This window comes from Sphingobacterium sp. LZ11T8 (genome assembly GCF_024261425.1).
GTDB lineage: Bacteria > Bacteroidota > Bacteroidia > Sphingobacteriales > Sphingobacteriaceae > Sphingobacterium.
Map to the genome: position 1 here is coordinate 277551 of NZ_JANBZY010000005.1, position 26764 is coordinate 304314.

The following is a 26764-nucleotide window of genomic DNA, read 5'->3' on the forward strand; positions in this document are numbered from 1 at the left end:
TTCAAGTTATTGAATGGCCTTATAATATCCTTTAGATTGAGAGTTTTAGATCCTTAAAAGGATTTGAACTTCTCTGGTTCCATTTCTGTAAAAGATGCTACCTTTTGATAGGTAATGCTATCCGAAGTCGCTTTAAAGGTTGTAGGTAAGATCAACCCATTACCAATATCCTTATAGCCGTTCACCAAATAGCTCTTATTGTCATAGTCCAAACGTTTCACCAGCCCAGACTCTTCACTGACATAAAAGCTTCCTGAGTTACCTAAGAAATTCGAGAAGTCCAATTTCTGAAGTTTCTCTGCATTGATGATCTTGCTACTGCTCTGCGAACTGATATTTGACGACATAATGGTGATCGGTAAAGAAAGCACCTTCAAGTCAATGTTGTACTGAGCGATCAAATCAGGCAATAATTCCTTATAGGTCTGTACGGCCATTTCAGCACCATTTTCATCATATACATGGTTTAATTTTTGGTTCTGAACATTTAACAATGCTACTACATTTTCATTGTTCAGCGTACCTTCAAAACGAACATTCCCAGTTTGTTTATCCAATAAGAACTTTCTGTTTCCGCTGATAGCAGGGTATTTGCTGTTCCCCGATACGGTAAACATAATATACTTTGTGGTTTCCCATTTGTTCTTACCACCTACTGCATTCCAGATTTTATCGACAATGCCATTGGACTGCGCCAATAGGACTGCTGGAGAAATAGTGATGGCAGCAAATATTAAATAGATATAGAAAACTATATTCTTCTGTTGTTTCATAATACTGAATTTTGTGATAATATGAGAGGAATTCACTACGTGCATAATGCTGCAACCCCAAAATCAAATTGGGAATGATTGAGTTGCCTGGTCCGTATGTGTATTTTGTTTCATAACCTCCTAGATATCAAAAACAATACCATTAATGGTTTTTATGGATTAGGCCCATTTGGATTGCCGTAATGGCAGCTTCTTCACCTTTATTTCCGTGCTTGCCACCTGCTCTGTCCAATGCCTGTTCTTGGTTGTCTGTTGTTAATACGCCAAAAATTACCGGTTTATTATATTTGATCCCTACCTGCGCGATACCATTGGCTACCGCATCACAGATAAAGTCAAAATGTCTTGTTTCACCTTGGATTACACAGCCTAAGGTAATCACGGCGTCCAATTCTTGATTACGCAAGGCAATGTCGCTCCCTGAGATCAATTCATAGCTCCCAGGTACTTCAATTAATTCAATGTTCTCTTCTTTCGCTCCGTTTTCTAATAATCCTTTATATGCTCCATTCAATAAAGCTCCTGTGATTTGGGCATTCCATTGAGAAACTACAATCGCAAATTTCAGATTCTCAGCATTGCCCACCTGTAAATGGGAAAAATCAGATAGATTTTTTAATGTACTCGACATAGATATAAATTAAAATAAAAAGGCTACCAAAGGTAGCCCTCAAAGTTAATTAAAATATTTTTGGTATTCCGTCAATGCTTATTGACCTCCTGGTATTAATTCCTTTACTTAAAAGTATTTCAATATCTAATTACTAACTACTAACTACTTAGTACTTAGATTTAGTACTATTACTGTTGTTTAGCCTGTACGCGAGCGATAAAGCTATCCACAGTTGTAGATTCAGCGCTTTCAGGATACTCATCTCTGATTCGTTGGTAAGCAACCTCAGCATTTTTGTAATCCTGTAATTCTTCATATACCAAACCTAATTTCTTTAAGAAGATTGGGGTAGTATAAGCATTAGCACTCTTATCAGCTGCTTTTTTGTAATAGTTGGCCGCCTTATCATAGATTTTCTCTTCTGAATATGCATCACCTAAAAGACCGATAACCAATGGGTCCAATACTTGACTTCCAGTCTCTGTATATTGTTCTAGGTATTTGATTGCTTCTTTAAAGTTCTTTTGACGCAAGTATAGTCCACCTAGGTAAGCATTCGCTACGTTTGCAGATTTAGTGTTGGAATATTCGTCGGCAATTTCTTTGAAACCTGGGAATGAACCATCACCATCGATAGCTTTTTTCTGAAGCGAATCAATAGTAGCGTAATATTCCGCTTGGTACATTTGGTTAGCAGCTTTCTCTGCTCTTGGTGCCAGATATAGTTTTTGGTATCCAAAATATAGAAGGATCAATACAACGATACCTGCTACAATAAAGATGATACTCTTTTCATTTTCTTGGAAAAATGATTTCTTCGGCCCTGTTTTTACCGCTGAAGAACCGTTTTGATTATTTTGTGACATTCTTAGTTTTAATAGATTACGGAACGCAAAAATACACTTTTAAAGAATACTTGCAATAATTTAGGAAAAATATTTAACAGCCTTACGGGTTGACATTGACCATGGTTTCCTGATCCAATTGTTCATAAATGGAGTTCTGGCTTTTGAATTCCGGAACCATGACTTTCATTTGTCGCACTATATTAAGGCTGTTGTTGCTGTCCAGCTGTTTGGATAGAACGTGTATTTCATTTTTTACTAACTCAAAATCATTTTCACGAACCTTGGCGATCATGATTTTTTCATGATGCGTAGGCATCGTGTTTTCAAGGTCATTCAATAGCTCCTCATAGAGCTTTTCACCTGGTCTTAATCCTGTAAATTTGATGTCTATGTCCTTGAAAGGGGTAAAGCCTGATAAACGGATCATCTTTTTAGCCAAATCGACGATCTTTACGGATTTGCCCATATCGAATACAAAGATCTCACCGCCATTCCCCATGTTTCCAGCTTCAATCACTAATTGACAAGCCTCTGGGATGGTCATAAAATATCGCGTGATATCAGGATGGGTGACCGTTACTGGACCACCTTTTTCAATTTGATCCTTAAATCTTGGGATTACCGAGCCATTAGAACCCAATACATTTCCAAATCGGGTAGTAATGAACCTTGTCGATTTGATACCGTTGACAGTCGTCAGGAAGTTGTTCAGGGATTGAACATACTTTTCGGCAATTCGCTTGGTTGCTCCCATGACATTGGTTGGGTTAACCGCTTTATCAGTAGAGACAAAAACAAATTTTTGAACATCAAACTCAACCGCCAAATTAGACAATAGATAAGTGCCGAAAACATTGGTTTTCACCCCTTCACTAGGGTGGTTTTCCATCATTGGAACATGTTTATATGCTGCGGCATGATAAACATAATGCGGTTTAAAAGTCTCGAAGAGCAGTCGCATCCGTTCTTCACTTCTGATATCTGCTATATACGAATGATAGATCTGGTTCTTGAATTGATCTTGGAGATCTAACTGTAAATTGTGCAAAGGAGATTCTGCCTGGTCGCAAAGAATGATCATTTGCGGTTCGTATTTTCCAAGCTGTTTAGAGATCTCACTTCCGATTGAACCTGCAGCACCTGTAACCAATACGCGTTTCCCACGTAATTGATCCATTAATTTTTCATTGGAAATCTGGATCGGCGCACGTTCCAATAGATCCTCAATTTTTATCTGTTTGATCTGTGCAGGGGATAGATCACCATTGATAATCTTGCTTACCGGAGGCAAGGTCAAAACCGTGATATTATGTTCCAATGCTTGATCAATAATGTTGTTCTTGATATCAATATCAATATTGGAAGAAGCAATGATCAATTCATCAACGCCAAATTTATGGACGGCCCTTGTGAAATCCTTAGAACCATAGATCTTAAGCCCATCGATGGATTTTCCAATTTTTTCTTCATTATCGTCTATATAGGCTACGATAGTCTTTTCAGAACGGAAATCATGCTCAAAAGTTCTTTTAACAGCTATACCTAAATCCCCAGCGCCATATACGATGGCATTTTTACGGCCATTTCTCGTAGATTTCGTGTACTGAAAGAAGATTTTGATACAGGTACGGTAGGTGGTTAAACCCGTAAAAGCAAATAGAGCATAAATGATGATCAGGTTTGTCGGAATGTTGATATGTATTTGTAACGCGATAAAGATTAACTTAGCGATAAACATGATGATCGAAGTGAATACGATCGTCGATAAAATACGGATAGAATCTACCGCAGAGGTATACCTGACAATTCCACTATATAACTTAAATACCATAAAGGAAATGGCAGTTAAAGTCATGCAAAATAAGAACTCAATTGAGAAGTCCGTTTTTGAGAAAGAATCTACGTTGAAGTTGTTGTAAAGGGTAAATGCAAGTAAGAAGGCACAGGCTGATACGGCTATGTCAAACATAAAAATAATCCATCTAGGAACTATCTTGATGTGATTCAACGGCTTAATTATTCTCATCGTAACGGGTTAGTTTGTAAACTTACGATTATTATAGTTTATTATTTTAATTTTAACCAAATATAATCGTTTAAGCTTTATTTGTTGAAATATTATTGCGTATTTTTAACTTGCATTATATTTACGTAAATGATAAATGTATCAAAATTAGCTCAAGAAGGAGTACTACAACCTAAGGAAGCTATGCTTTCAAAAGACAGAAAAAAAGGTAGTCTAACTATCGGTATCCCTAAAGAAAATACCTTCCAAGAAAACCGAATTGCACTAACCCCTCTATCTGTAGGATTGTTGGTTGAAAATGGTCATGAAATCATTATTGAAACGGGAGCTGGTGATGCTTCCAACTTTCAGGACCATCACTATAGTGAGCAAGGAGCTCGTATCGTATACGACAAAAAAGAAGTTTATAAAGCTGACCTGATCATAAAGATTTCCAGCCCGACCTTGAAAGAGGTGGAGCTCATGAAAAACAGACAGGTGCTTTTCAGTTCCCAGCAACCTTCATTGATGAAGCTTGAAGTCCTGAAAGCTTTGATGAAAAAGCAGATTACCGCGCTTTCCTTCGAATATCTACAAGATGAGGGCGGACATCTATCCGTTGTCCGTGCAATGAGCGAAATCGTCGGAGCGACCTCCGTTCTGATTGCAGCAGAATACCTATCCAATGTTTTTGATGGAAAAGGATTGATGTTAGGTGGAGTCACTGGTGTTCCACCAACAGAAATGGTTATCATTGGTGCCGGCACGGTGGGTGAATTTGCAGCAAGGACTGCTATTGCACTGGGCGCACAGGTCAAGGTCTTTGATAGCTCTGTATATAGGCTGAGACGCTTACAGAGTAATGTAGGCAGTCGTGTATTCACTTCCGTGGTTCAACCTATTGTTCTTAATAAGGCAGTACGTACCTGTGATGTTGTCATTGGTGCGGTCAGGGCGAGAAACGGTCGAACCCCTTGTTTGATATCTGAGGACACGGTATCCAAAATGAAACCTAATTCGGTTTTGATAGATGTCAGTATCGACCAAGGCGGGGTGTTTGAAACATCCGAAGTGACCAACCATGATAAACCCACCTTCAGAAAATATGATGTCATCCATTATTGTGTGCCTAATATCGCTTCTAGGGTGGCCAGAACCGCTACTTATGCCTTAACGAACATCTTTACTCCAATATTGATCGAAATTGGCGAAGCCGGCGGAATGAATAATATGATCTGGGCAAACCAAGGCATTCGCAGTGCAATCTATTTATATCACGGAAACCTAACTAACAAAGACATGAGCGAGAAGTTCCAGTTGCCTTGCAAGGACCTGAACTTAATCGTCATGGCGAATTTATAAACGATGAGAAAATATCTAATCCTATTTATTTTAAGCATGATTGCATGGCATACGAAGGCCCAAGATACGGGGCAAATGAGGTATCTGTATGGGAACGAGGAAATTCCCAAATCTAAATTACCTGTGGATTCCCTCGAAGAATTGGATAAACCGAAATTATATGTCCATAAAGCCAATCAAGAAAAAGAAGATCTAGTGTTCTTGGTGATTCCAGGAGGTGGTTATGCTGGAGTGGCGATCAACCACGAAGGTCATGATGTAGCTAAGAGGCTAAATGACCTAGGCTATACAGCCTACGTGCTTTTTTATAGGCTTCCTAAAGTTGCCACAATGGAGGATAAACGTTTTGGACCGCTTCAAGATGCACAGTATGCCATAGCACAGATCAGATCTGAAAATCCCCATAAAAAAGTAGTAGTTATTGGCTTCTCTGCAGGAGGGCATTTGGCAGCAACTTTATCAAATCTATACGATCGCCCGCAAACTGAGTTTTTGGAGCAGGCAAACCTGAAGCCCGATTTCTCCGTTCTGTGTTACCCCGTTATTTCCATGGATTCTACCATTACCCATCAGGGTTCCAAAAACAACCTGATAGGTCCTGAATTCACAGCAGAAGATGTAGAACTGTTCTCTATGGAAAAACAAGTGGACAAAAACAATCAGCCTACTTTCCTAATGAGTGCCAAAGATGATAAGGTAGTACCGATTGAAAATAGTTATAGGTATCAGGATTCTTTGGGCATGTATAATATTCCGAACCCAATCTTTACCTACGAAGAAGGTGGTCATGGATTTGGCCTGATCAATAAAACGGATAACAGGGATTGGTTTGCTGCTATGATGGAATGGCTGTTGAACGTAAGTAAATAAACCCAGTTTCTATTGAAACTGATGATATGTTGATACGAGGATATTGATTCTCGTATTTTTTTTGATCTCTACCTTTGGAAACTGTACCATATGTAGGGTCAACTCATTATTTCCAAGGACCAACTCATTATAGAAACCTCTAAATTTAATATCCTTGATCCAGAACTTTCCGTCCGCATTGATTTCATAGCTGACGTTTTCCTGAAGGATTGAGATCAAGGAATTGGTTTCAATATCTAGGTTTTTGGCTGCAGCAACGGTCAATACATTGCTTTTTGCCAATAATCTAGCTGTATATGGCGTATTCGGAGTAGCATACAATTCTTTTGGATTTCCATAGTCCGCTATTTCTCCTGCTTTCATCACCAAGAGATAGTCTGCCATGGCCAATACCTCTGCTGGATCATGCGAAACCAGAATGACGGTCAATCCAGTGTTCTTGACAATGTTCTGTATATCCTGTTGCAGTTCATCCCTGAATGCAGCATCCACTTGGTTAAAGGGTTCATCCATTAATAGAACCTCAGGATCATTGATCAATGCCCTGGAAATAGCAACGCGCTGCTTTTCACCTCCACTGAGATCGGCAACCCTTTTTTGCGCAAGATGATCAATGCGCAATTGTTCCAAAACCTCTTGTGTCCTTCTTGCCTTCAGCTCTAGGTTGGTATTGGAGAGTTGGGAGGCTACATTATCCCATACCTTGGCATAAAGGTTTAGATCATCAAATCCCTGAGAAACCAATTTCATGGCATCATGTCCCGGAATCAATTTGTCTTTTCGGGTTGGCACCAACCAACCTCTATACCTTATTTCGCCGGTATTAGGTTCCAATAGTCCATAGATCAACTTTAGCAAGGTGCTTTTTCCACTTCCTGACTCGCCGATGATGGCTGTGATCTTGCCCTCTTCAATGCCAAAATTCACCTGACTTACCGCAGTAACGATAAGGTTTCCTTCAAAAACAGCAGAAACATTCTCCCCATGAATTAAGGGAAGATTAGGTTTTTGAACATCAGAAAAAATATATTGACAAGAGTTAGATTGTTGAGCCATAAAAAGTGTCGGATCTTTTGAACCCGACACAAAAATACAGTTTACGAATCGTTTTTTCTATTAAAAACCTAGAGTCAATCCAAAAGCGATGTTTTTGACACCCTCTTGGGCTGGGCTTTTTTCAAACAGATTGTTCATATAATACTTGGCAAACAAGCCAAAATCGTCATATCCAATGCGCACAAATGGGCCATATTGAAAAGTCTGCAAGTTATAGGTATCCTTAAATTTCTGCTTTCCGTTGTCGTCGCTCTTCAAGCGTTGTGTTCCCTTCAATAATACGCCTGTCATCGCCCCGAACGCAAGTTTTACTCTTTTTCCATTGCTTAGCTGTCTACTTCTCAGTTCAAATGAAAGTGGAAGGCGCAAATACGTGGAAGTAAAAACATTTTTTGAATAATTTGCATCGCTATCCAAAGGCTCGTAGGTTAATGGTGAAACGTTTTCCAGAAGTAGAACATTCTGTTTAAGACGCCAGTAATTCCATTCAAAACCTGCCGAAAGGTAAACCTTGAAGTTATCGTTGAACCTTACCCCAAATTGTGCAATATCAAACCCAAAGTTGGAAGCTTTTTTATAGCTCAAGAATTGGTTTTGCTCTGACAACGTGAAACTACCATCATCGGAAAGCCTTGAGAATCCCCAATCAACTCGGGTGAAGGTCAATCCACCATAAGTCCTTGGATATTTGATCTCTTTTTTACTCGAATCCCTATTCTCTTTGTCTTCTTTTCCTAGGGTAAAAGAGAAATCGTAGCTACTACTATGGGTATTTCCCGTACTGTCTTTCTTCTCTTTTTCATTGTTTTCTTGGGCAGATGCAGAAAAGCTAATCAAGCCTAATGCAAAGATGAGTGTTGAAAAAATTCTAAATTTCATGTTATCTTCTGGTTTTTGCGATGCTGTTAAATAAATCTACACTAATGGTTCCTTCTTCGTCAGAACTGAATCTTACCGCCTTAGAAGAAGGGTTAAGGTTGTCTGACAAGGTATTCAGGATATTGGTGAAGATGGTCTGTTTTTTCTTAGGTTCCTTTTTTACCTCTGCATACATGACTTCTTCGTGCTCAATGATGTTGACCAAAGGTTGGATCGGAGCCACCTCAACTGTAGCTAATTCGTTTGGTTCTTGCTCAATATCATCAATTTCAACTGCCGTTACAAGCTTTAATTCTTGCGAGGGGACAATCATGTCTTCTCGTTCCGTGTCTTTAGCCTGAATAACTGGTTTATTTTCAGTTTGTTTCTTTTGAACCTCCTTAATTTTGCTAGGCTGATTCGAGGTTAACAAAACTGGTACTTCCTTACTTTCTTTTTCTACAGGAATTAAATCCTCTGAAATTGATGTCTCCTTATCGTTTATCAGTTTGTCCTCATGTTGCGCTATTTGAGCAGGTTTTTTTTCTGCTGAGTTATCTTGGAAAAGGAACATTTTTAAGGATATTCCTAAGGCTAAAGTCAGACAAGCTGCAATCATCCAGACATAAAGATTGTTTTTCCTTTTGAAAGGAATGGTTTTTTCTTCGTCAAGTTTTGACTCTATTCCTTTCCAGATCGATGCCGGTGGGGTAGTTTCCTGATCTCGAAGACCATCTGAAAACAATTTATCTATTTCTTGATCTTTCATATTCCTAATTCCTCCATTTTTTGAATGCGCTCTTTCAGCCAAAGCCTGGCCCTTGAAAGTTGAGATTTTGAACTGCCTTCACTGATTTCCAGCATTTCTGCAATCTCCTTATGGTTGTAGCCTTCTATGGCATACAGGTTGAATACGGTACGGTATCCCAATGGGAGTTTTTTGATCAATGCCAGCAAATCTTTGTAGTCCAAATGATTTAACGAAAAGGACCCTGCTTTTTCCAATTCCTTTTCGCTGAGTTCATCCGTTGACAGAAAGCGCACCTTATTCTTGCGGTGACTTTCAATGGCTGTATTGACCATAACGCGACGTATCCATCCTTCCAAAGAACCTTTGCCCTCATAGAGCTCACACTTATTGAATACCTTGATGAAACCGTTCTGTAAAATGTCAGCTGCTTCATCTTGATCCTTTGCATACCTTAAACATAAAGCATACATTTTAGCTGAAAAGTAATGATACAGTTCCGATTGAGCTTGCCGCTCCCTGGACTTGCACCGCTCCCATATATGTATAACTTTATTAGGCTCCAATTTGTGATCTGGTTTATTGAAAAGACGCCCTTCAGCCTAAAAGGGTTGCATCGGAAATAAAATTTATTTCAATATAATAGTTCGACTCTGATCTTCAGTAACTTCTATTTTTATGACGGCAGCATCTTCCGGAATTAGATTCGGGATTTTCTCCGGCCATTCAATAAAACAATAATCCCCAGAATAGAAATATTCTTCATATCCAAGATCAAAAGCCTCTTGTTCGCTTTTCAATCGATAGAAATCGAAATGATAGATTGGCCCGTTCTCCGAATGGTATTCATTCACTATGGAGAATGTAGGGCTAGATGTACTGTCTTCTACCTGTAGGTAGGCACAGATAGCCTTGATAAAGGTTGTTTTCCCAGCTCCCATTGGCGCTTGAAAAACAAACACTCTTTTATCACCTGCGTTTTCAATTAGCCATGCTGCAGCTGCAGGTAGGCTTTCTGTATTCGCAACTCTATATTCCATTTTACTGTTTTGTTATTTAGGACTGTACGTGATGAATGGAATGATCATTTCTTCCAAGGATATCCCTCCATGCTGGAAGGTACCATTGAAATAATGTACAAACTGATTGTAATTGTTCGGATAGACAAAATAGGTGTCTTCTTTGGCAAAAACATAGGTTGAGCTCATGTGGACCCTTGGTAACTGAGCTTCCAATGGATTTTTGATTACAAATACATCCTTGTCGATATAATTCAGGTTTTTACCTTGCTTATATCTTAAGTTAGTGTTGGTATTTCTATCGCCAATGATCTTGCTAGGTTTCTTGACACGGATGGTTCCATGGTCTGTAGTGATGATCACCCGGACATTCTTTTGCGAAAGCCATTTTAGAACATCTAATAATGGGGAGTGTTCAAACCAAGATAAAGTCAATGAGCGGTATGCTGCCTCATCATTGGCCAATTCCCTGATCATGGCCATGTCCGTACGGGCATGAGATAGCATATCCACGAAATTGTAGACCAGGACATTCAGGTCATTCAACATATATTTGTTGATGTTTTCCAGCACGTCCTTGCCTTGATCCATGGTAATGACCTTGGTATAGCTATGTCGGATATCCTTACGATAGACTCTTTTAATCTGATCCGCTAAAAACACATCTTCATAAAGGTTTTTACCGCCTTCATCATCATCGTTCTGCCATTCTTTCGGAAAACGTTTTTCCATTTCCAATGGGGTCAATCCACTAAAGATGGCATTTCTGGCATATTGTGTTGCGGTAGGAAGGATGCTATAATAGCTATCTTCTTCTTCCACCCGATAATAATCGGTCATCACCTCATTGATTACCTTCCATTGATCGTACCTTAAGTTATCGATCAGGAAGAAAAATGTTGGCTTTTCAGCTTCCATTTTAGGGAATACCTTTTTCTTGAAGAGTTGATGGGATAAGATCGGTCCGTTTTCCGGATTTTTTATCCAACTGAGGTATTCTTTTTCAATGAATTTCGAGAAGAGCAGATTTGCCTCCGATTTTTGCATGGTCAAGATTTCATGCATGCCTGCATCTTCCAGTTTTTCTAAGGAGAGTTCCCAATAGAGTAGTTTTTTATAGGCATCTACCCACTGTTGGAAGTTGAGGTTGTCGTTCATGCGCATGCCCAACTCACGGAAATCCTGTTGATAGGCCATGGAAGTGCGTTCAGAAACCAAGCGTTTGTTTTCTGTGAACTTCTTAATGGTCAATAGGATCTGTTTTGGGTTAACGGGTTTGATCAGGTAGTCGTCGATTTTGGCACCTATGGCATCTTCCATCAAGTGTTCTTCTTCGTTTTTGGTGACCAAAACCGTCGGTATGGAGGGATTGATGGCCTTAAGCTTGTCCAACGTTTCAAGACCTGTTAAACCCGGCATGTTTTCATCGAGGAAAACTAAGTCAAACGGTTCGTTTTGAAAAGCCTCAACAGCATCAGAACCATTATTAACGGTCTTTACCTTATAATCTTTCTGTTCTAACAACAAGATGTGCGGTTTCAAGAACTCAATCTCGTCATCAGCCCAAAGTATATGTATTTTCTGCATGTATCAATCCTTAGAAAAGCTAATTTACAGCTTTTAAAGGGATTTGCCGTTGTCTTTTCGTTATTAATCTTAGCGAATCGATCTATCGAGAAGAATTAATGCCAGGTTTTATCCGCAGATGGGTGGCTGTCCAAAAGGCTTTCAATTTTGGATTATATTTTGACCTCATTCGAGACACATTCCGAATTTTCCGAATGTGTCTCGAACGAGGTCAAAGCCAGGTCCGAAGACCATGGTCAGAAATATCTCTGAATCCAATTGGATTTTGGGCCGATCAAGAGGAAAAAGCCTCTGATTAAGGAAAAAAAATTAGGTCTTGTGACAAAGCGATCATTTGGATTCATAGTAAAGAAGGAAAGGTGATAATTTCCAGTATTTAGGCTACTGTATCGATTGTTTTGCCTTGATAATCTTTTGATTGGGTAAGGAAAGAGCAGGATGTTGAGGGATTATTTTTTGAAATTTTTACAGGAATGTACTTGAAATATTAGGATCGTTGTAATGGATTCTAGGTATTTACTGACAAATTGCCTCTTTTTGGATTTTTTTTAACATTTATTAAGTACCATGTATGTATCTTTGCCCGTATCTTAGCCATAATATACAGTATAGTACATGTGGGTGAGACTAGATTTTAATCACTATTTAGGCATTTGAACAAGAAGAAAATAATAAATGATCCTGTTTACGGTTTTGTTACGATCCCGTCAGGGTTTATTTATGACCTGATTCAACATCCATACTTACAAAGACTGCGTTATATCAAGCAGGTGAGCATGACCCATCTGGTTTATCCAGGAGCATTGCACACTCGTTTTCAACATGTTGTCGGTGCCATGCACTTGATGAGCTTGGCCATTGAAACCTTGCGAGGGAAGGATGTGATGATTTCGGAAGAGGAAGAAGAAGCTGCACTTGCCGCCATCCTTCTTCACGATGTAGGGCATGGCCCTTTTTCACATTCGCTAGAACATACCTTGGTTGAAGGCGTGTCGCATGAATTGATTTCAGCGTTGCTGATGGACAAGTTGAATGAAGAATTTTCGGGCCGACTAGATTTAGCCATTACCATTTTCAACGATCAATACCACCGTAAATTCTTGCACCAGTTAGTATCAAGCCAACTTGATACCGATAGAATGGACTACTTAAACAGAGATAGTTTCTTTACAGGTGTTTCTGAAGGGGTGATTTCTTTTGATAGGATCATCAAAATGCTGAACGTAAAAGATGATGAGCTGGTGGTAGAGGCAAAAGGGATCTATTCGGTAGAAAAGTTCCTGATTGCTAGGAGATTGATGTACTGGCAGGTTTATCTGCACAAAACAGTGATCACGGCCGAGCAGATGCTGATCAAGGCGCTTGCAAGGGCAAAGGAATTGAGCAACAAAGGGGTGAAATTGTTTGCAACACCGGCATTGGACCATTTCCTGAACAACAAAATCGATAGGGAAACATTTCTGGCGAATGAGTCGCATTTAGAATGGTTTACTCGTTTAGATGACACGGATATTTTATCAGCGATCAAGATTTGGGCTGATCATGACGACCAGATACTGAGTATGTTGTGTTCAAAGCTTGTTCGACGAGAACTGTTCCGCACGGAATTAAGCAATACGCCATTTTCTGAAGAATATGTTTCGGAATTGAAGGGAAGACTGAAAGAGCGGTTTGACGTGAATGAAGGCGATCTCGATTATTTGTTGTATCAACAGGTTATTGGAAATAATGCTTACGATTCATCGGAGAGCAAAATATGTGTGATGATGAAAGATGGGCAATTATTGGATATAGCTGAAGCTTCAGATCTATCAAATATTGAATCATTATCTAGAAGAGTGGAGAAATATGCCATTACCTACCCTAAGGAGGTAGGACAGGTTTCTTCTGATCAACAAATGATAGTTAACATATAATTAAAATACAAGTATTACTTAATGCAATTTACCGCGGAACAAATAGCGACCTTATTAAAAGGACAGGTAGAGGGGAATCCTGAAACCTTAGTCGATCAGTTATCCAAAATTGAGGAGGCTGGTCCTAAGAGCTTGACTTTTTTGGCGAATCCGAAGTACGAACACTTTATATACGATACAGATGCAGGGATCATCGTGATCAATGAGGATCTAGCCTTGCAGAAAACAGTGAAGGCCACTCTTATCCGAGTTAAGAATGCATATACTGCTTTTACGGAATTGTTGAAGCTGTACGATGAGATGAGGAATGAAAGAAGTGGAATCGATGAGCAGGTTTTTATCCATGAAAGTTCAAGCATAGGTCAAAATCCATATATAGGAGCTTTCAGCTATATCGGAAAGAATGTAGTGATTGGTAACCAAGTGAAGATCTATCCTCAAGTGTATATTGCTGATGATGTAAAGATTGGAGATCATAGTGTTTTACTGCCGGGGGTAAAGGTTTATAAAGATTGCATCATTGGAAACCGGGTCATCATCCATGCTGGATCAGTCATAGGGAGTGATGGTTTTGGATTTGCACCCAAAGAAGATGGGTCTTATGAGAAGATCCCACAGATTGGGAATGTCATTATAGAAGATGATGTAGAGATTGGTGCGAATACGGTTATCGATAGAGCAACCTTAGGTTCTACCCGCATATTGAAAGGTGTGAAATTGGACAACTTGATTCAGATTGCCCATAATGTGGAGGTAGGGTCTAATACGGTTATCGCTGCGCAGACAGGGATTTCAGGAAGCACAAAGATTGGCGAGAATGTGGTATTAGGGGGTCAGGTAGGTGTGGTTGGTCATATCAGCATTGCCAAGGGCAGTCAGGTTCAGGCCCAATCTGGAATTAACCGATCGATATTGGAAGAGAATAAGAAATGGGGTGGGAGCCCAGCATTTCCATACAGCAATGAGCTGCGTTCGCAGGTGCTTTATTCCAAGCTTCCAGAGCTTGAAAAACGCATTGCGGAGTTAGAAAAGCAATTAAATGAAAAAAATAATAGCTAACTTTACAAGATAATTTTTTTGCAAAATACTAATGTTAGATATGAATGTAAAACAGAGAACCATTAAATCTGACGTCCATTTTTCGGGCGTGGGTCTTCATACTGGTAAACAAGTGAATGTGACTTTGAAACCAGCTGCAGAAAACCACTGGTACAAATTCAAACGAGTAGATTTAGAGGGTCAACCAATTGTAAGTGTAGATGTTGATAATGTGAGCAACACTGCGCGGGGAACTACAATTTCTCAAAACGGCGCTTCTGTAAGTACCATCGAACATTTGATGGCAGCATTGGTAGGCTTGCAATTAGATAACATATTGATTGAGATCGACGCTCCTGAGGTGCCGATCTTGGACGGAAGTTCGGCTATCTTTATCGAGAAGATCCAAGAGGTTGGATTTCAAGATCAGGATGCAGACCGTGATTTCTTTGAAGTAACTGATAATATTCACTATACCGATCCAGAGAACAAGGTAGAGATTGTTGCGATGCCAGTTGATGGCTACCGCATCACCTGTATGATTGACTTTAATTCCCCAGTATTGGGCAGTCAACATGCTTCTATCAGTGATTTGGATGAATTCAGCAAGGAGATTGCTGGATCCCGTACATTTTGTTTCTTACATGAATTAGAGGCATTGGTAAGCCAAAACTTGATCAAAGGTGGCGATTTGTCCAATGCGATCGTTATAGTAGATAAGGAAGTATCGGAAGGTGAATTGGACAAATTGCAGGATCTTTTCCATAAACGTGTTGAGGTGGCACAAGAGGGTATCTTGAACAATATATCCTTGCGATACCAAAATGAGCCAGCTAGACATAAGCTGTTGGACATGATCGGTGATTTGGCTTTAGTAGGGAAACCTATAAAAGGACATATTATGGCAGCGCGTCCTGGACATGCGGCCAACGTAGCATTTGCCAAACGTATAAAAGGGCAGATCAAGCGTGAAAAGAACAAAAAGAATGTAAAAGTTTATGACCCGAATACGCCTCCGGTTTACGATACGGTTCAAATCATGAATATTTTACCACATCGTCAGCCATTCTTGATGATCGACAAGATCCTGGAACTGTCGCAGACCCACGTGGTAGGATTGAAGAACGTAACGATGAACGAGGATCTTTTCATGGGTCATTTTCCAGGCGCACCATTATTTCCAGGGGTATTGCAAATTGAAGCAATGGCCCAAACAGGGGGGATCTTGGTGTTGAATACTGTCCCAGACCCAGAAAACTGGTTGACCTTGTTCCTGAAGATCGAGAATGCGAGATTCAAGAACCAAGTAGTGCCAGGGGATACCGTAATTTTCACTTGTGAGTTATTGGAGCCAATCCGAAGAGGAATTGCGAGGATGAAAGGAGTTGGTATGGTAGGTGACAAGGTGGTAAGTGAAGCAGAATTAATGGCCCAGATAGTAAAGGTCAAAGGATAATTAAATAAGAATGATTCAACCATTATCATATATACATCCTGAGGCAAAGATTGCACAGAATGTGGTTATTGAGCCGTTCTCTACCATCCATAAGGATGTGGAGATAGGCGAGGGAACTTGGATAGGCTCGAATGTAACCATTATGAATGGTGCACGAATTGGGAAAAATTGCAGGATTTTTCCTGGAGCTGTTATCTCTGGGGAACCTCAGGATTTAAAGTTTGAAGGTGAGATCACGACGGCTGAGATTGGCGACAATACGACCATCCGTGAGTGTGTGACCATCAATAGAGGAACAAAGGACAGATACCGTACCGTAATCGGAAAGAACTGTTTGATTCAAGCATACAGCCATATCGCCCATGATTGTTTTGTAGGAGATAACTGTATCTTTTCAAATTCAAGTACCTTGGCTGGACACATTACCGTAGGTGATTATGTCGTTTTGGCGGGTATGGTTGCCGTACATCAGTTCTGTAAGATCGGGTCGCATGCCTTTGTTACAGGTGGTACCTTGGTCAGAAAGGATGTCCCACCTTATATAAAAGCTGCAAGGGAGCCTATTTCCTATGCTGGTATCAATTCTGTGGGATTGAGAAGAAGAGGCTATACCAACGAACAGATCAATGAGATCCAAGGGATCTATAGGGTACTTTTTGTACAGCACAGTAATTTAGGTAAGGCATTGGATATTGTCGAGGCAGAATTTAAGGCTACTGAAATACGGGATGAGATACTTGGCTTTGTAAGAGCATCTAACCGAGGAGTTGTCAAAGGATTTGGTCAAGGCCGATCTGGAATATAAATTTAAACAATACGACTATTTGAATATAATTTTACAAGATATTGGTAGGAGGTATAATAGGGAATGGATTTTCAGACATCTCGATTATACCTTTTCTTTTGGAAAGAGCTATGCTATCCTAGGTCCGAATGGATCGGGGAAATCTACCCTCATCAAAGTGATCACCGGCGCGCTAACGGCAAGCGAAGGAACACTAAAGTTTGAAGAAGGAGGTCAGGAACAGCAAATAGAGCAGATTTTTCAAAAGATAAGCCTTGCTGCGCCCTATGTTGAGTTGATCGAGGAATTTTCGTTGAATGAGATGTTGGAATTTCATTTCAAGTTCAAGGATTACCTTCCGGGTTATGATATGGCTCGTATCAAAGATACCTTAGGCTTTGCGAAAAATACCTTTGAAAAAGACATCCGACATTTTTCATCGGGAATGAAACAGAGGGTTAAATTGATTTTGGCTTGTTGTTCTCAAAGTAAATTGCTATTCTTGGATGAACCTACAAGCAATCTAGATAAAGAGGGAGAACAATGGTACCTGAACTTGATCGAAAAGACCAAGTCCGATCGTATCCTTGTAATCGGATCCAATCAAGAGCATGAATATAACTTCTGTGATGAGCAATTGCAGATCATGAGCTATAAGTAAGGAAGGACTGGTCTTTCATTGGAAACATGGAAGAGATTTTATATTTTTGCGAAAGAAATTATTAAAAATATGGCAAAAGCTTCAGACGTTAAGAGTGGAAATATACTTCGTTTCAATGGGGAATTAGTATCGGTAGAGGAATACATTCACCGTACCCCAGGAAACTTGCGTGCATTCTATCAAGCAAGAATGCGTAATGTTAAGACTGGAAAATTAGTAGAATACAGATTTAGAACAGATGAAGAGGTGGAAATTGCTCGAGTAGAGACCAATGACTACCAATATTTATATGAGGACGGGGAATTTTTCGTGGTGATGGATAACGAGACCTACGAGCAATTCAATATTCCAAAAGTTCTTTTTGGTGATTCAGCCCGTTTCTTAAAAGAAGGAATGAACGTTATCGTGGCATTTGAGAGTGAAGAAGCTATTATGGCCCAAACTCCTGCAAGTGTGGAATTGGAAATTACGTATACAGAGCCTGCAGTGAAAGGTGATACCTCGACGAACGCATTGAAAAATGCTACTGTAGAGACTGGCGTAGAGATCCGTGTTCCTCTGTTCATTAATCAAGGAGATAGAGTAAAAGTGGATACACGTACCGGTGATTACATGGAACGTGTAAAATAAGATCTTAGGTTTAGGTTGATTATTCGGTCTTGTTAGCTCCCATGCTTCAAGGCCGTTTTTTTTATCCAAGCATGAAAAAAGCAGATTTAAGGGCAACATATAAACAAAAGCGGAATGAACTGACCACGGCCGAAGTGGCTGAGCTGGATCAGTTGATTTTCCAGGAATTGACCTCTTACGATTGGTCCAAGATAACCTACTTGCATTGTTACCTGGCCATCGCTAAATTCAAGGAATATGATACGATCAAGTTTATCCATTGGATTTGGGAGCATTATCCCCATACCCAAATCGTAATTTCAAAATCTGATTTTGAAACCCATCAATTAAAACATTTCATCTTTAATTCGGACACCCAGCTCATCCATAATGCTTGGGGGATTCCAGAGCCAGAAGGGGCAATAGAAATTGAAACCGGAAAAATTGAAGCTGTTTTGGCCCCCCTGTTGGTCGTGGATCATTTTGGGAATCGGATAGGCTATGGTAAAGGCTTTTATGACCGTTTTTTTGCCAGCTGTAATGCTTCGGTCCTAAGGACAGGGATTTCCTACTTTTCTCCAGTGGATTTAATCGAAGATATTGGGGAATGGGATGTTCCTATAGAGTTGGTTTTTACTCCCGGAAAAACTTATTGTTTTTAAGAAGCTTTAATTTTCTCTAATAGAAAAAATAGCAACATAAATACAATTTTATAATACGCAACAGCGTTAAAAATAATAATAGATAGCAAAAATTAATTTGAGCCTAGGCTTGAATGGAAAATATGGAGATGGAACTCCTAGGCATTTTCAGTCTGTTGTTTCCTGAAAATAAAAGAAAGTTTGTCTAAAAAGCTAAATAAACAATTTTCGTTATTTACTCCCTGTAATGCTATTGTCGGCATTCGGTTTTGGCAAACCCAAAACATTAGTTTATCCATGCTTTTTAGACAAAAACTTTCTTTACTTGTATAAAATCCTAAATTTTATGGTGTTATCGACCTGCTTCAATTGCCTAAGCATTTGTTTATCGTAAGCAGCATCGATATCTGTAACCGCATAACCTATTTCACCTCTAGTCATCAAGAATTGAGAAAAGATGTTGATATTATTTTCCGCGTAGATCTTGTTGATCTGCGCCATGATACCAGGGACGTTCTTATGGATGTGCAGTAGACGGTGCGCCCTTGTTAAGCCCGGTAGGGTTAGGTTAGGGAAATTCCTGCTTTGATCTGTATCACCATTGTTGATGAAGTCAGCCATACGGCGAGGGATAAATTCCGCATTTCGTTTTTTGTTCTTTTTGTCGTCAAAAACCACAATTCCTTTTTCCGTACAGATAGCTTTTGAGATATGTCCCTTCACATCGCCTAGATAGCCGATGGTCTTTAATTTATCTGCTCTTGATAGTACATCATCTGCTATGGTTTCTCCGTTACCCAACAATAACATGCCAACGTCCTTCACATATTTCTCTTCCAATGTCTCCTTGACACGGATGGAGAATCCATCTCTTTTCAAGATATGCGCAGCAATTTCAGGGACATCACCTACAATAAGACATAAGATTCTGTTCTTTGGGTAGGAGATAGCTCTAGGGAGGTCATTCACATATAGGAATTCGTCAAAACTTGGTGCGATATGATCCGCTTTATCAGTTACCGATTGCCTGGAAATGTTCTCGGTAAAGGCATAGAACTTTTCGATCAAGCCTGATTCTTTTAATTGGAAGTCTGAATATCCATCACCGATTCCAAAGATCCGACCTTCGATATTGAGCTGTTTTAAGAGCTTTACCTTTCCTCCTTCATCCGATAGGGGGTTGGCTTCGTCATAACCGATGATATTCCCATCAGCGTCAAATTTGAAGGTATTGGCGTAGATGTTTTCTTTTTTGATATGGTACGGACTGACTACAGGGGTAATAAATTCCTTGAACCCACCGGAAACGATCCAAGCGGTGTCTGAATTCTCCCTAAAGAAGTCTTTGTTTCTACTGAAAGATTTGGAAACTTTCTTTTTTAGATGAGCGATCAGTTTGTCCAAATGTTGGCGATTAGCCTGCAATAAACTTACACGTCCAGCCAAGCTTTCACGGAAAGAAATCTTGCCTTCCATAGCCAAATTGGTGAAGCGCTCGATTTCGTTGTAAATTTTCTCTTGGTCAGGATGGTTTTCTAAGGATATCCTTGCTAATTCGTCTAGGGCTTCGACTTGGGTGAAAGTGCTATCGAAGTCTATGATGTAATAGTTTTTCACTGTATGTTTTGTTTAGATTGTTGCTATAAATAATAGGCTTCACATACTTCTCTTAGGGTTTGATCCAGAGGTTTAAATGTATAGCCCAACGTTTCCTTTATTTTGGAATTGTCGTATTGTAATTTACTGTTTGCTGCGCGAGCAGACTCTTTGGTCAGGGCAGGTTTCTTCCCACTGATCGCAGCACCTAATTTTGCTAAACGCCATGCTACGGAAAGCATCAGCGAGGTTGCCTTGATGTGTGGTGCGGGCTTGTTCATCAATTCACTGATCTTGGTCAGCAAGTCTTGGTTACTGATATTCTCAGCATTGAGGATAAACCTTTGGCCGGAAATATCAGAATTCATCAGTAGGATCATGATCTTTGCCACATCGGAAACATCGACGATTCCGACAGAACCCAAAGGATAGATCTTGTTACCTTTATTTACCATGTTGAAAATGGCACGGGAGCCTTTTTCGCCCCATCCAATACCCATGATAACGGAAGGATTGACAATTACGGCGTCCAGACCTTCGGCGACCCCTCTCCAGACTTCCATTTCGCTTTCGTACTTCGCCAAAGAATATTTGGAGATCTTAGGGTTAAATTCCCATTTGTCATTTTCGGTTACCGGAAGTCCTTTTTTGCTGAATCCCAAAGCGGCAATCGAACTGACGTGGAGCAATCTTTTTTGGTGTTCCAGGCAGAGATTGACAATGTGTTTGGTACCCTCAACGTTTGTGTCAATGATCTCAGCGGCATCTTCCTTTTGGTAAGAAACCTTGGCTGCACAGTGGTAAACTTGATCGACTTTAGGGATAATGTCTTCGAGGGCGAAATAATCTGTTATTTCAGCATCCACCCATTGGATGAGTGATGAGGACTTTAAGGGGTCAGGAATAATGGAGGTCGATCTTTTCAAAGCAATCACACTATGCCCCTCATCAATGAGGTACTGCAATAACGTAGACCCTAAAAAACCTGTTCCGCCTGTTACTAATATCACTTCCTAACTTATTGTTGAAAAATTATGTAGTTCAAAAGTAAGTTAATAAATGCATATTTGCTAAATACAATAGGATAAACTCAATAAAATTTGAGGAATTAGACAATCAATATGACTTTAGCTGATTTTTTATCACCCATCTCCCTAAAAGAATTAGGTCTTCCAACAGAATATTACAACTCACAATTCGGTCATTCCATCGAAAAATATACGGATGTATTTCCGCAATGGGATGAGGAAACAGGCTATCCGCAGATTGCTATTTTTGGTGTAGAAGAGGGACGGTCAGCAGTCAACAACAACGGTACGCAAAAAGCACCGGACATGGTCCGCAAGCATCTTTACGATCTCTATCAAGGGGATTACACCGTGAAGATCGCCGACCTGGGGAATATTAGAGCAGGAGCAACGGTAAAGGACACCTACGTGGCCGTAAAATTGGTAATGGAAGAATTGATGAAAAAAGATATCCTTCCTATACTGATTGGCGGCGGACAGGATCTGACCTATGCGCAGTATACATCGTATGAGAATCTGGAGCAACGTGTAGATGTTGCGGTCATCGATTCTAGGTTTGATCTGGATCAGGAGAATGCCGAGGATATGCCTTTGAATTCACAGACCTATCTTAACCATTTGATCTTACATCAGCCAGATTATTTGTTCAATCTTAGCAATATTGGATTTCAGACCTATCTAGTGAGCAAAGAGTCGATCAATATGTATGATAAATTGTTTTTCAATGCGATGCGATTGGGAAGCTTTTCGGGCAAGCTGGACCAAGCAGAGCCTATTATCCGTTCGGCGGATATGGTCAGTTTTGACATTGGTGCCATTCGTGCTTCAGAAGCTTGCGGAAATGCAAATGCAGGGCCTAATGGATTATATGGTGATGAGGCCTGTCAATTGTCAAGATATGCTGGCATGTCCGATAAATGCAGTTCTTTTGGAATCTATGAATACAACCCGACCTTTGATCCCATGGGCCAGACCGGCATGCTGATCGCCCAGATGATCTGGTGTTTCATCGATGGGTTCTATAGCCGTAAAAAGGATGCTCCGATGTATCCTAAATCTAATTATATCATCTACAGAACCACTTTGGAAGCAGAGGATTATGAGTTGGTTTTTGTGAAGAGCAAAAAGTCTGACCGTTGGTGGATGCAAGTTCCATACTTTGGCTCCAAATCTGTCAATGAACGTTTTTACCTAGTGCCATGCCGTTATGAGGATTATCAAATGGCAGTTGCTGGTGAAATGCCGGATCTATGGTGGAAAACCCATCAGAAACTACAGTAATCATATAGTTTATCAATCTGAATAGCGTGGAAGTCGTCTATCTTGTTTCCCTTATCGTCCTTGTTGCTATCTGTGCCTTTCTTATTTGGCGCAACGCAAGGGCTGTGTCTAGGGAAGAGCATAATAGGCTGCAGGATGCTACCAAAGACCTCCAATTGGAATTTGCCAAAATTCAGGAGCGTGAAAAGATCTTGATTGCCGATCGAGACCGCCTGTACAGTGAACTGCGGGAAGAAAGCTTGGCGAGACAAACTGTAGAGCGGAGTTTGGAAGGGACGAATGCTTACCTACAGGCCCAACAGGAGAAATTTGCTGAGCAAAGGCAGGAAATGGAAAACATGAAAGCCCAGTTCAACAATGAGTTTCAGGTCATGGCCAATAAGATTTTGGAAGAAAAATCTTTCAAGTTTACGCAGTTGAACCAGCAGAATATTTCGCAGGTATTGGATCCCTTAAAAGAGAAGATCAAAACCTTTGAGGAGAAGGTGGAGAAGTCCTATCAGCAGGAATCGGCTGAGCGCAATGTTCTGAAGGGCGTAGTGGAACAATTGATGCAACAGAGCGTACAGATCAAGGATGAGGCAAATAACTTGGCCAGGGCGCTGAAAGGGGACAATAAGAAGCAAGGGAATTGGGGCGAGGTTATTTTAGAGCGAGTATTGGAACGTTCGGGTCTGATCAAGGACCAAGAATATAAGCTTCAGGCTTCTGTTCAGGAGGCGGATGGCAGAAGGTTTCAACCTGATGCCGTGATCTATTTACCCGATGAGAAGCATTTGATTGTCGATGCCAAATTATCATTGGTAGCCTATGAACGAGCTGTAAATGCAGATACCGAGGAGGATCGGTTAATATTTGTTAAACAGCATGTACAATCCATCGAGAACCATGTTAGGGAACTATCGGCCAAGGATTACCATTCGCTATATGGCATACAATCGCCAGATTTTGTTTTGCTGTTCATCCCAATTGAGTCTTCCTTAAGCCTAGCGGTAAACTTTAAACCAGAACTCTTCAGTGAGGCATGGGATAGACGCGTGGTGATCGTGAGCCCTTCGACTCTATTGGCCACTTTGAGGACAATCGCCAGTGTTTGGAAACAGGAAAGGCAGAACAGGAATGTCCTGGAGATCGCTAAGGAAGCAGGTTTGTTGTATGATAAGTTTGTTGGTTTCCTGAATGATATGGATCAGCTTCAGGGGATGATCCAAAAAGCCGCAGACAAGCATGATGAGGCCATGAAGAAGCTCAGTTCAGGCTCTGGAAATGTGATTCGGAAAATAGAACAGTTAAAGACACTTGGCGCTAAGGCCAATAAACAGATAGGGGATAAATACCTCGAAGATTAACTTCAATGGAATCCTGTTGACGTATTCAGCTAAGAAACTTTCATCAAAAAGACTTAATTCAGGCAAATATGGTATTTTATTAATATTTGTTTGATTTGCAGTTGTAATGCCTTAATTTTAAGGAAAGTTCGACCACAAAACAGATTGTCTAATGGAAGATATGATCCTCTACAACCGCCTGCAATTCGCATTTACCATTACCTTTCACTACCTCTTTCCGCAATTGACCATGGGTCTTTCACTCATGATCGTTTATTTCAAATGGAGATTTTTGAGGACCAATAACATCATCTATAATGATGCTTCCAAGTTTTGGATGAAGATCTTTGCACTGAATTTTGCGATGGGGGTGGTTACTGGGATTCCGATGGAGTTTCAGTTCGGGACAAATTGGGCGAAGTTTTCGGAATTGACTGGTGGGATAATTGGCCAGACCTTGGCAATGGAAGGGATGTTCTCCTTTTTCTTGGAGTCCTCCTTTCTAGGGATGTTTATTTTTGGGGAGAAGCTCTTGGGGCATAAGCTCCATTTTGTGGCGGGATTGATGGTCTTTATAGGCTCTTGGGCCTCGGGATACTTGATTCTGGCGACCCATTCCTGGATGCAGCATCCAGTAGGCTATGAGATCCTGGAAAACGGAAAATTTGTGCTCAATAATTTTTCTGCTCTATTTACTAATCCTTGGTTACTTCCTTCTTATTTGCATAATCAGGCCGGTTCATTAGTCACTTCAGCATTCTTTGTATCGGCTGTTGGGGCGTTCTATCTGTTGAGCAACCTGCATGCGGAATATGGAAAGATCTTCTTAAAGACGGGCGTTGTTTTTGGTTTGATTGCCTCGATTGCTGTAGCCTTTCCAACTGGGGATATGTTAGCAAAGAATGTGGTGAAGCACCAGCCCGCTACTTTCGCCGCGATGGAAGGGATCTTTGAAACTGAAACCGGTGGTTCAGAGATAATTTTGATTGGACAACCCGATATGGAGAACAAAAAGCTGGACAATAAGATTGCTGTCCCTAAGGTTTTGAGTTTCTTGACCTATCAACGTTGGGATGCCACCATTCAAGGGCTCAATGAATTTGATGAAGATATCCATCCGACAAACGTTCCTGGACTATATTACAGTTATCATATCATGGCTGGTTTAGGGACCATCTTTATTGGAATCATGATGATTGCTGCATTCCTGCTGTGGCGGAAAAAGCTATTTCAAACGAAATGGGTATTATGGATATTGATGTTCATGATTCCATTTCCTTATATCGCCAATACGGCAGGGTGGTACACTGCAGAATTGGGCAGACAGCCTTGGTTGGTCTTCAACCTGATGCGGATGGTCGATGGAGTTTCTCCTACGGTTTCTTCAGGAAACACCCTGTTTACCTTATTGGGGTTTGTAGGGCTGTATATTTTATTGGGTCTGTTGTTCTTGATGTTGGTATTGAAGATCATCAGAAAAGGTCCTGAAACTAATTTAGCACTAAAATCATAGCTTATGGAAATGTTTTGGTTTATCATTTTGGTCTTTATGTTGGGCATGTACGTGGTGCTGGATGGATATGATTTTGGAGCTGGTATTGTTCATTTATTATTTGCAAAAACCGATGAGGAGCGGGCAGCCATCCGCAATGCAATCGGTCCTTTTTGGGATGCCAATGAGGTTTGGTTGATTGCATCGGGAGGTGTTCTGTTTTTCGCATTTCCTACTTTATATGCTTCGGCATTCAGTGGGTTCTATTTGCCACTGATGCTGGTATTATGGTTTTTGATCTTTAGGGCCGTTGGTTTGGAGCTTCGTGGGCAGATCCACAATAAATTGTGGGAAAGGTTTTGGGAGAAGGCATTTGGCATGGCGAGTCTGTTTCTGGCCCTGTTCTTTGGGGCTGCATTGGGAAACGTGGTGCGTGGAGTGAACCTAGGCATGGTGGAGAATGGCGTGTCCACACAAGAACCCCATTATTTCTTCCTGCAATTATGGAATCCAACATTAGACCCTATGTCTGATGTTCACGGAATCATTGACTGGTTTACGATTTTATTGGGTATTGTTTCTGTATTTACGCTTACCATTCATGGCGCCAACTGGATTATTCTCAAAACCTCTACTGGCTTGAACCAAAGGTTGAAAGGCATCATTTTCAAATTGAATATTGCCCTTGCTTTTTTAGTGGTCCTAACAGCAGGGTTATGGCAATATGTAAAACCATTTCCACTCAATAACCTAATCGGACATGCCTGGTTATGGATTTTTCCTGTAATCGCTGGAGTAGGTTTGATTGGTCAGTTCTGGATCAAGAAATTTAAGAAAGATGGTATGGGATTTCTTTTCTCTACCTTATTTATCCTAGGGAGCTTTGCAACGACCGTTGCTTCACTCTTCCCAAATGTACTGCCATCAACCAATTCTGTCAATCCGTCCCTAACGGTCTACAATGTCGCCGGCCATGAATATGGCCTATCCGTGGGTCTATATTGGTTCGTGATAGCCTTCCTGCTGGTAGTTATTTACTTTATCATCCAATTTAGGGTATTTAAAGGTAAGCTGGATGATGTGGGGTATCATTAGGGCTAGATGTGAGATGGGAGATATGAGATTTGAGAACCTTCAAACGAGTAGTTTTTGAAGATTTAAAGGAGGATGTAAATTTAAATGAGATATGAAATTT

25 protein-coding genes are annotated in these 26764 nt (G+C 40.4%); 13 read left to right on the forward strand and 12 right to left on the reverse strand.

The window, feature by feature from the left end; all coding sequences use genetic code 11:
* Positions 1-53 precede the first annotated feature (53 nt).
* The 4 genes from NLF99_RS13750 to NLF99_RS13765 all read right to left on the reverse strand — a co-directional run bounded on the left by NLF99_RS13750 (position 54) and on the right by NLF99_RS13765 (position 4260).
* Entirely contained in the window at positions 54-773 is a 720-nt protein-coding gene (locus NLF99_RS13750) for a hypothetical protein (protein WP_185213884.1), read from the reverse strand.
* Between the two features lie 142 nt (positions 774-915).
* Complete coding sequence (gene ribH, locus NLF99_RS13755; protein ID WP_185213885.1) at positions 916-1404, reverse strand: 6,7-dimethyl-8-ribityllumazine synthase; 489 nt, start codon at positions 1402-1404, stop codon at positions 916-918.
* A 170-nt stretch (positions 1405-1574) separates the two neighbouring features.
* Positions 1575-2252: a tetratricopeptide repeat protein gene (locus NLF99_RS13760; RefSeq protein WP_185213886.1), complete on the reverse strand. Its 678-nt coding sequence runs from the start codon at positions 2250-2252 to the stop codon at positions 1575-1577.
* An 82-nt stretch (positions 2253-2334) separates the two neighbouring features.
* Positions 2335-4260, reverse strand: coding sequence for a nucleoside-diphosphate sugar epimerase/dehydratase (locus tag NLF99_RS13765; protein WP_185217369.1), 1926 nt, complete (start codon positions 4258-4260; stop codon positions 2335-2337).
* A gap of 129 nt (positions 4261-4389) precedes the next feature.
* Between NLF99_RS13765 and NLF99_RS13770 the strand changes: the two genes are divergently transcribed.
* Both NLF99_RS13770 and NLF99_RS13775 read left to right on the forward strand, forming a co-directional pair.
* Entirely contained in the window at positions 4390-5601 is a 1212-nt protein-coding gene (locus tag NLF99_RS13770) for an alanine dehydrogenase (protein WP_185213888.1), read from the forward strand.
* Between the two features lie 3 nt (positions 5602-5604).
* Entirely contained in the window at positions 5605-6471 is an 867-nt protein-coding gene (locus tag NLF99_RS13775; RefSeq protein WP_254528995.1) for an alpha/beta hydrolase, read from the forward strand.
* A 9-nt stretch (positions 6472-6480) separates the two neighbouring features.
* On the opposite strand, the gene NLF99_RS13780 is transcribed toward NLF99_RS13775, so the two are convergent.
* The 6 genes from NLF99_RS13780 to NLF99_RS13805 form a co-directional block, all read right to left on the reverse strand.
* On the reverse strand, positions 6481-7527 hold the full coding sequence (locus NLF99_RS13780; RefSeq protein ID WP_254528996.1) for an ABC transporter ATP-binding protein: 1047 nt from the start codon (positions 7525-7527) through the stop codon (positions 6481-6483).
* Between the two features lie 60 nt (positions 7528-7587).
* Positions 7588-8406, reverse strand: a complete 819-nt coding sequence (locus NLF99_RS13785) for a PorT family protein (RefSeq protein WP_254528998.1) — start codon at positions 8404-8406, stop codon at positions 7588-7590.
* Between the two features lies 1 nt (position 8407).
* A complete protein-coding gene (locus NLF99_RS13790) occupies positions 8408-9154 on the reverse strand; it encodes a hypothetical protein (RefSeq protein WP_254528999.1) in 747 nt (248 codons plus the stop codon).
* Complete coding sequence (locus NLF99_RS13795; protein ID WP_302328333.1) at positions 9151-9699, reverse strand: RNA polymerase sigma factor; 549 nt, start codon at positions 9697-9699, stop codon at positions 9151-9153. The genes NLF99_RS13790 and NLF99_RS13795 overlap by 4 nt, the downstream gene beginning before the upstream one ends.
* 63 nt (positions 9700-9762) lie before the next feature.
* Positions 9763-10173: a tRNA (adenosine(37)-N6)-threonylcarbamoyltransferase complex ATPase subunit type 1 TsaE gene (gene tsaE / locus NLF99_RS13800; protein WP_254529001.1), complete on the reverse strand. Its 411-nt coding sequence runs from the start codon at positions 10171-10173 to the stop codon at positions 9763-9765.
* A gap of 12 nt (positions 10174-10185) precedes the next feature.
* Entirely contained in the window at positions 10186-11739 is a 1554-nt protein-coding gene (locus NLF99_RS13805) for a PglZ domain-containing protein (protein WP_185213895.1), read from the reverse strand.
* Between the two features lie 653 nt (positions 11740-12392).
* Here NLF99_RS13805 and NLF99_RS13810 point away from each other — a divergent pair.
* From NLF99_RS13810 to NLF99_RS13840, 7 genes are all read left to right on the forward strand, one after another.
* Entirely contained in the window at positions 12393-13655 is a 1263-nt protein-coding gene (locus tag NLF99_RS13810; RefSeq protein WP_185217363.1) for an HD domain-containing protein, read from the forward strand.
* Between the two features lie 21 nt (positions 13656-13676).
* Positions 13677-14714 carry a UDP-3-O-(3-hydroxymyristoyl)glucosamine N-acyltransferase gene (gene lpxD / locus NLF99_RS13815; RefSeq protein WP_185213897.1) on the forward strand — a complete coding sequence of 346 codons (1038 nt, stop codon included), beginning with the start codon at positions 13677-13679 and terminating at the stop codon, positions 14712-14714.
* Positions 14715-14754: 40 nt separating this feature from the next.
* A complete protein-coding gene (locus tag NLF99_RS13820) occupies positions 14755-16149 on the forward strand; it encodes a bifunctional UDP-3-O-[3-hydroxymyristoyl] N-acetylglucosamine deacetylase/3-hydroxyacyl-ACP dehydratase (RefSeq protein WP_185213898.1) in 1395 nt (464 codons plus the stop codon).
* Between the two features lie 10 nt (positions 16150-16159).
* The gene (gene lpxA / locus NLF99_RS13825; protein WP_185213899.1) at positions 16160-16954 is read left to right on the forward strand and encodes an acyl-ACP--UDP-N-acetylglucosamine O-acyltransferase; all 795 of its coding nucleotides are present in this window, start codon (positions 16160-16162) and stop codon (positions 16952-16954) included.
* Between the two features lie 19 nt (positions 16955-16973).
* The gene (locus NLF99_RS13830; protein ID WP_254529002.1) at positions 16974-17594 is read left to right on the forward strand and encodes an ATP-binding cassette domain-containing protein; all 621 of its coding nucleotides are present in this window, start codon (positions 16974-16976) and stop codon (positions 17592-17594) included.
* A 69-nt stretch (positions 17595-17663) separates the two neighbouring features.
* Positions 17664-18224, forward strand: coding sequence for an elongation factor P (efp, locus tag NLF99_RS13835; RefSeq protein WP_185213901.1), 561 nt, complete (start codon positions 17664-17666; stop codon positions 18222-18224).
* A 71-nt stretch (positions 18225-18295) separates the two neighbouring features.
* On the forward strand, positions 18296-18865 hold the full coding sequence (locus tag NLF99_RS13840) for a 5-formyltetrahydrofolate cyclo-ligase (RefSeq protein WP_254529003.1): 570 nt from the start codon (positions 18296-18298) through the stop codon (positions 18863-18865).
* A gap of 300 nt (positions 18866-19165) precedes the next feature.
* On the opposite strand, the gene NLF99_RS13845 is transcribed toward NLF99_RS13840, so the two are convergent.
* Together NLF99_RS13845 and NLF99_RS13850 are read right to left on the reverse strand one after the other, a co-directional pair.
* Positions 19166-20461: an HAD-IB family phosphatase gene (locus tag NLF99_RS13845; protein WP_185213903.1), complete on the reverse strand. Its 1296-nt coding sequence runs from the start codon at positions 20459-20461 to the stop codon at positions 19166-19168.
* Positions 20462-20484: 23 nt separating this feature from the next.
* Positions 20485-21450 carry an NAD-dependent epimerase/dehydratase family protein gene (locus NLF99_RS13850; protein ID WP_185217361.1) on the reverse strand — a complete coding sequence of 322 codons (966 nt, stop codon included), beginning with the start codon at positions 21448-21450 and terminating at the stop codon, positions 20485-20487.
* Between the two features lie 111 nt (positions 21451-21561).
* Here NLF99_RS13850 and NLF99_RS13855 point away from each other — a divergent pair, with 111 nt between their 5' ends.
* From NLF99_RS13855 to cydB, 4 genes are all read left to right on the forward strand, one after another.
* Positions 21562-22749 (forward strand): formimidoylglutamase, encoded by a 1188-nt coding sequence (locus NLF99_RS13855; RefSeq protein WP_254529004.1) that lies wholly within the window; start codon positions 21562-21564, stop codon positions 22747-22749.
* 26 nt (positions 22750-22775) lie between these two features.
* On the forward strand, positions 22776-24098 hold the full coding sequence (gene rmuC / locus NLF99_RS13860) for a DNA recombination protein RmuC (protein WP_254529005.1): 1323 nt from the start codon (positions 22776-22778) through the stop codon (positions 24096-24098).
* A 151-nt stretch (positions 24099-24249) separates the two neighbouring features.
* On the forward strand, positions 24250-25590 hold the full coding sequence (locus tag NLF99_RS13865; protein WP_254529007.1) for a cytochrome ubiquinol oxidase subunit I: 1341 nt from the start codon (positions 24250-24252) through the stop codon (positions 25588-25590).
* 3 nt (positions 25591-25593) lie between these two features.
* A complete protein-coding gene (gene cydB / locus NLF99_RS13870; RefSeq protein ID WP_185213908.1) occupies positions 25594-26664 on the forward strand; it encodes a cytochrome d ubiquinol oxidase subunit II in 1071 nt (356 codons plus the stop codon).
* Positions 26665-26764: the final 100 nt, after the last annotated feature.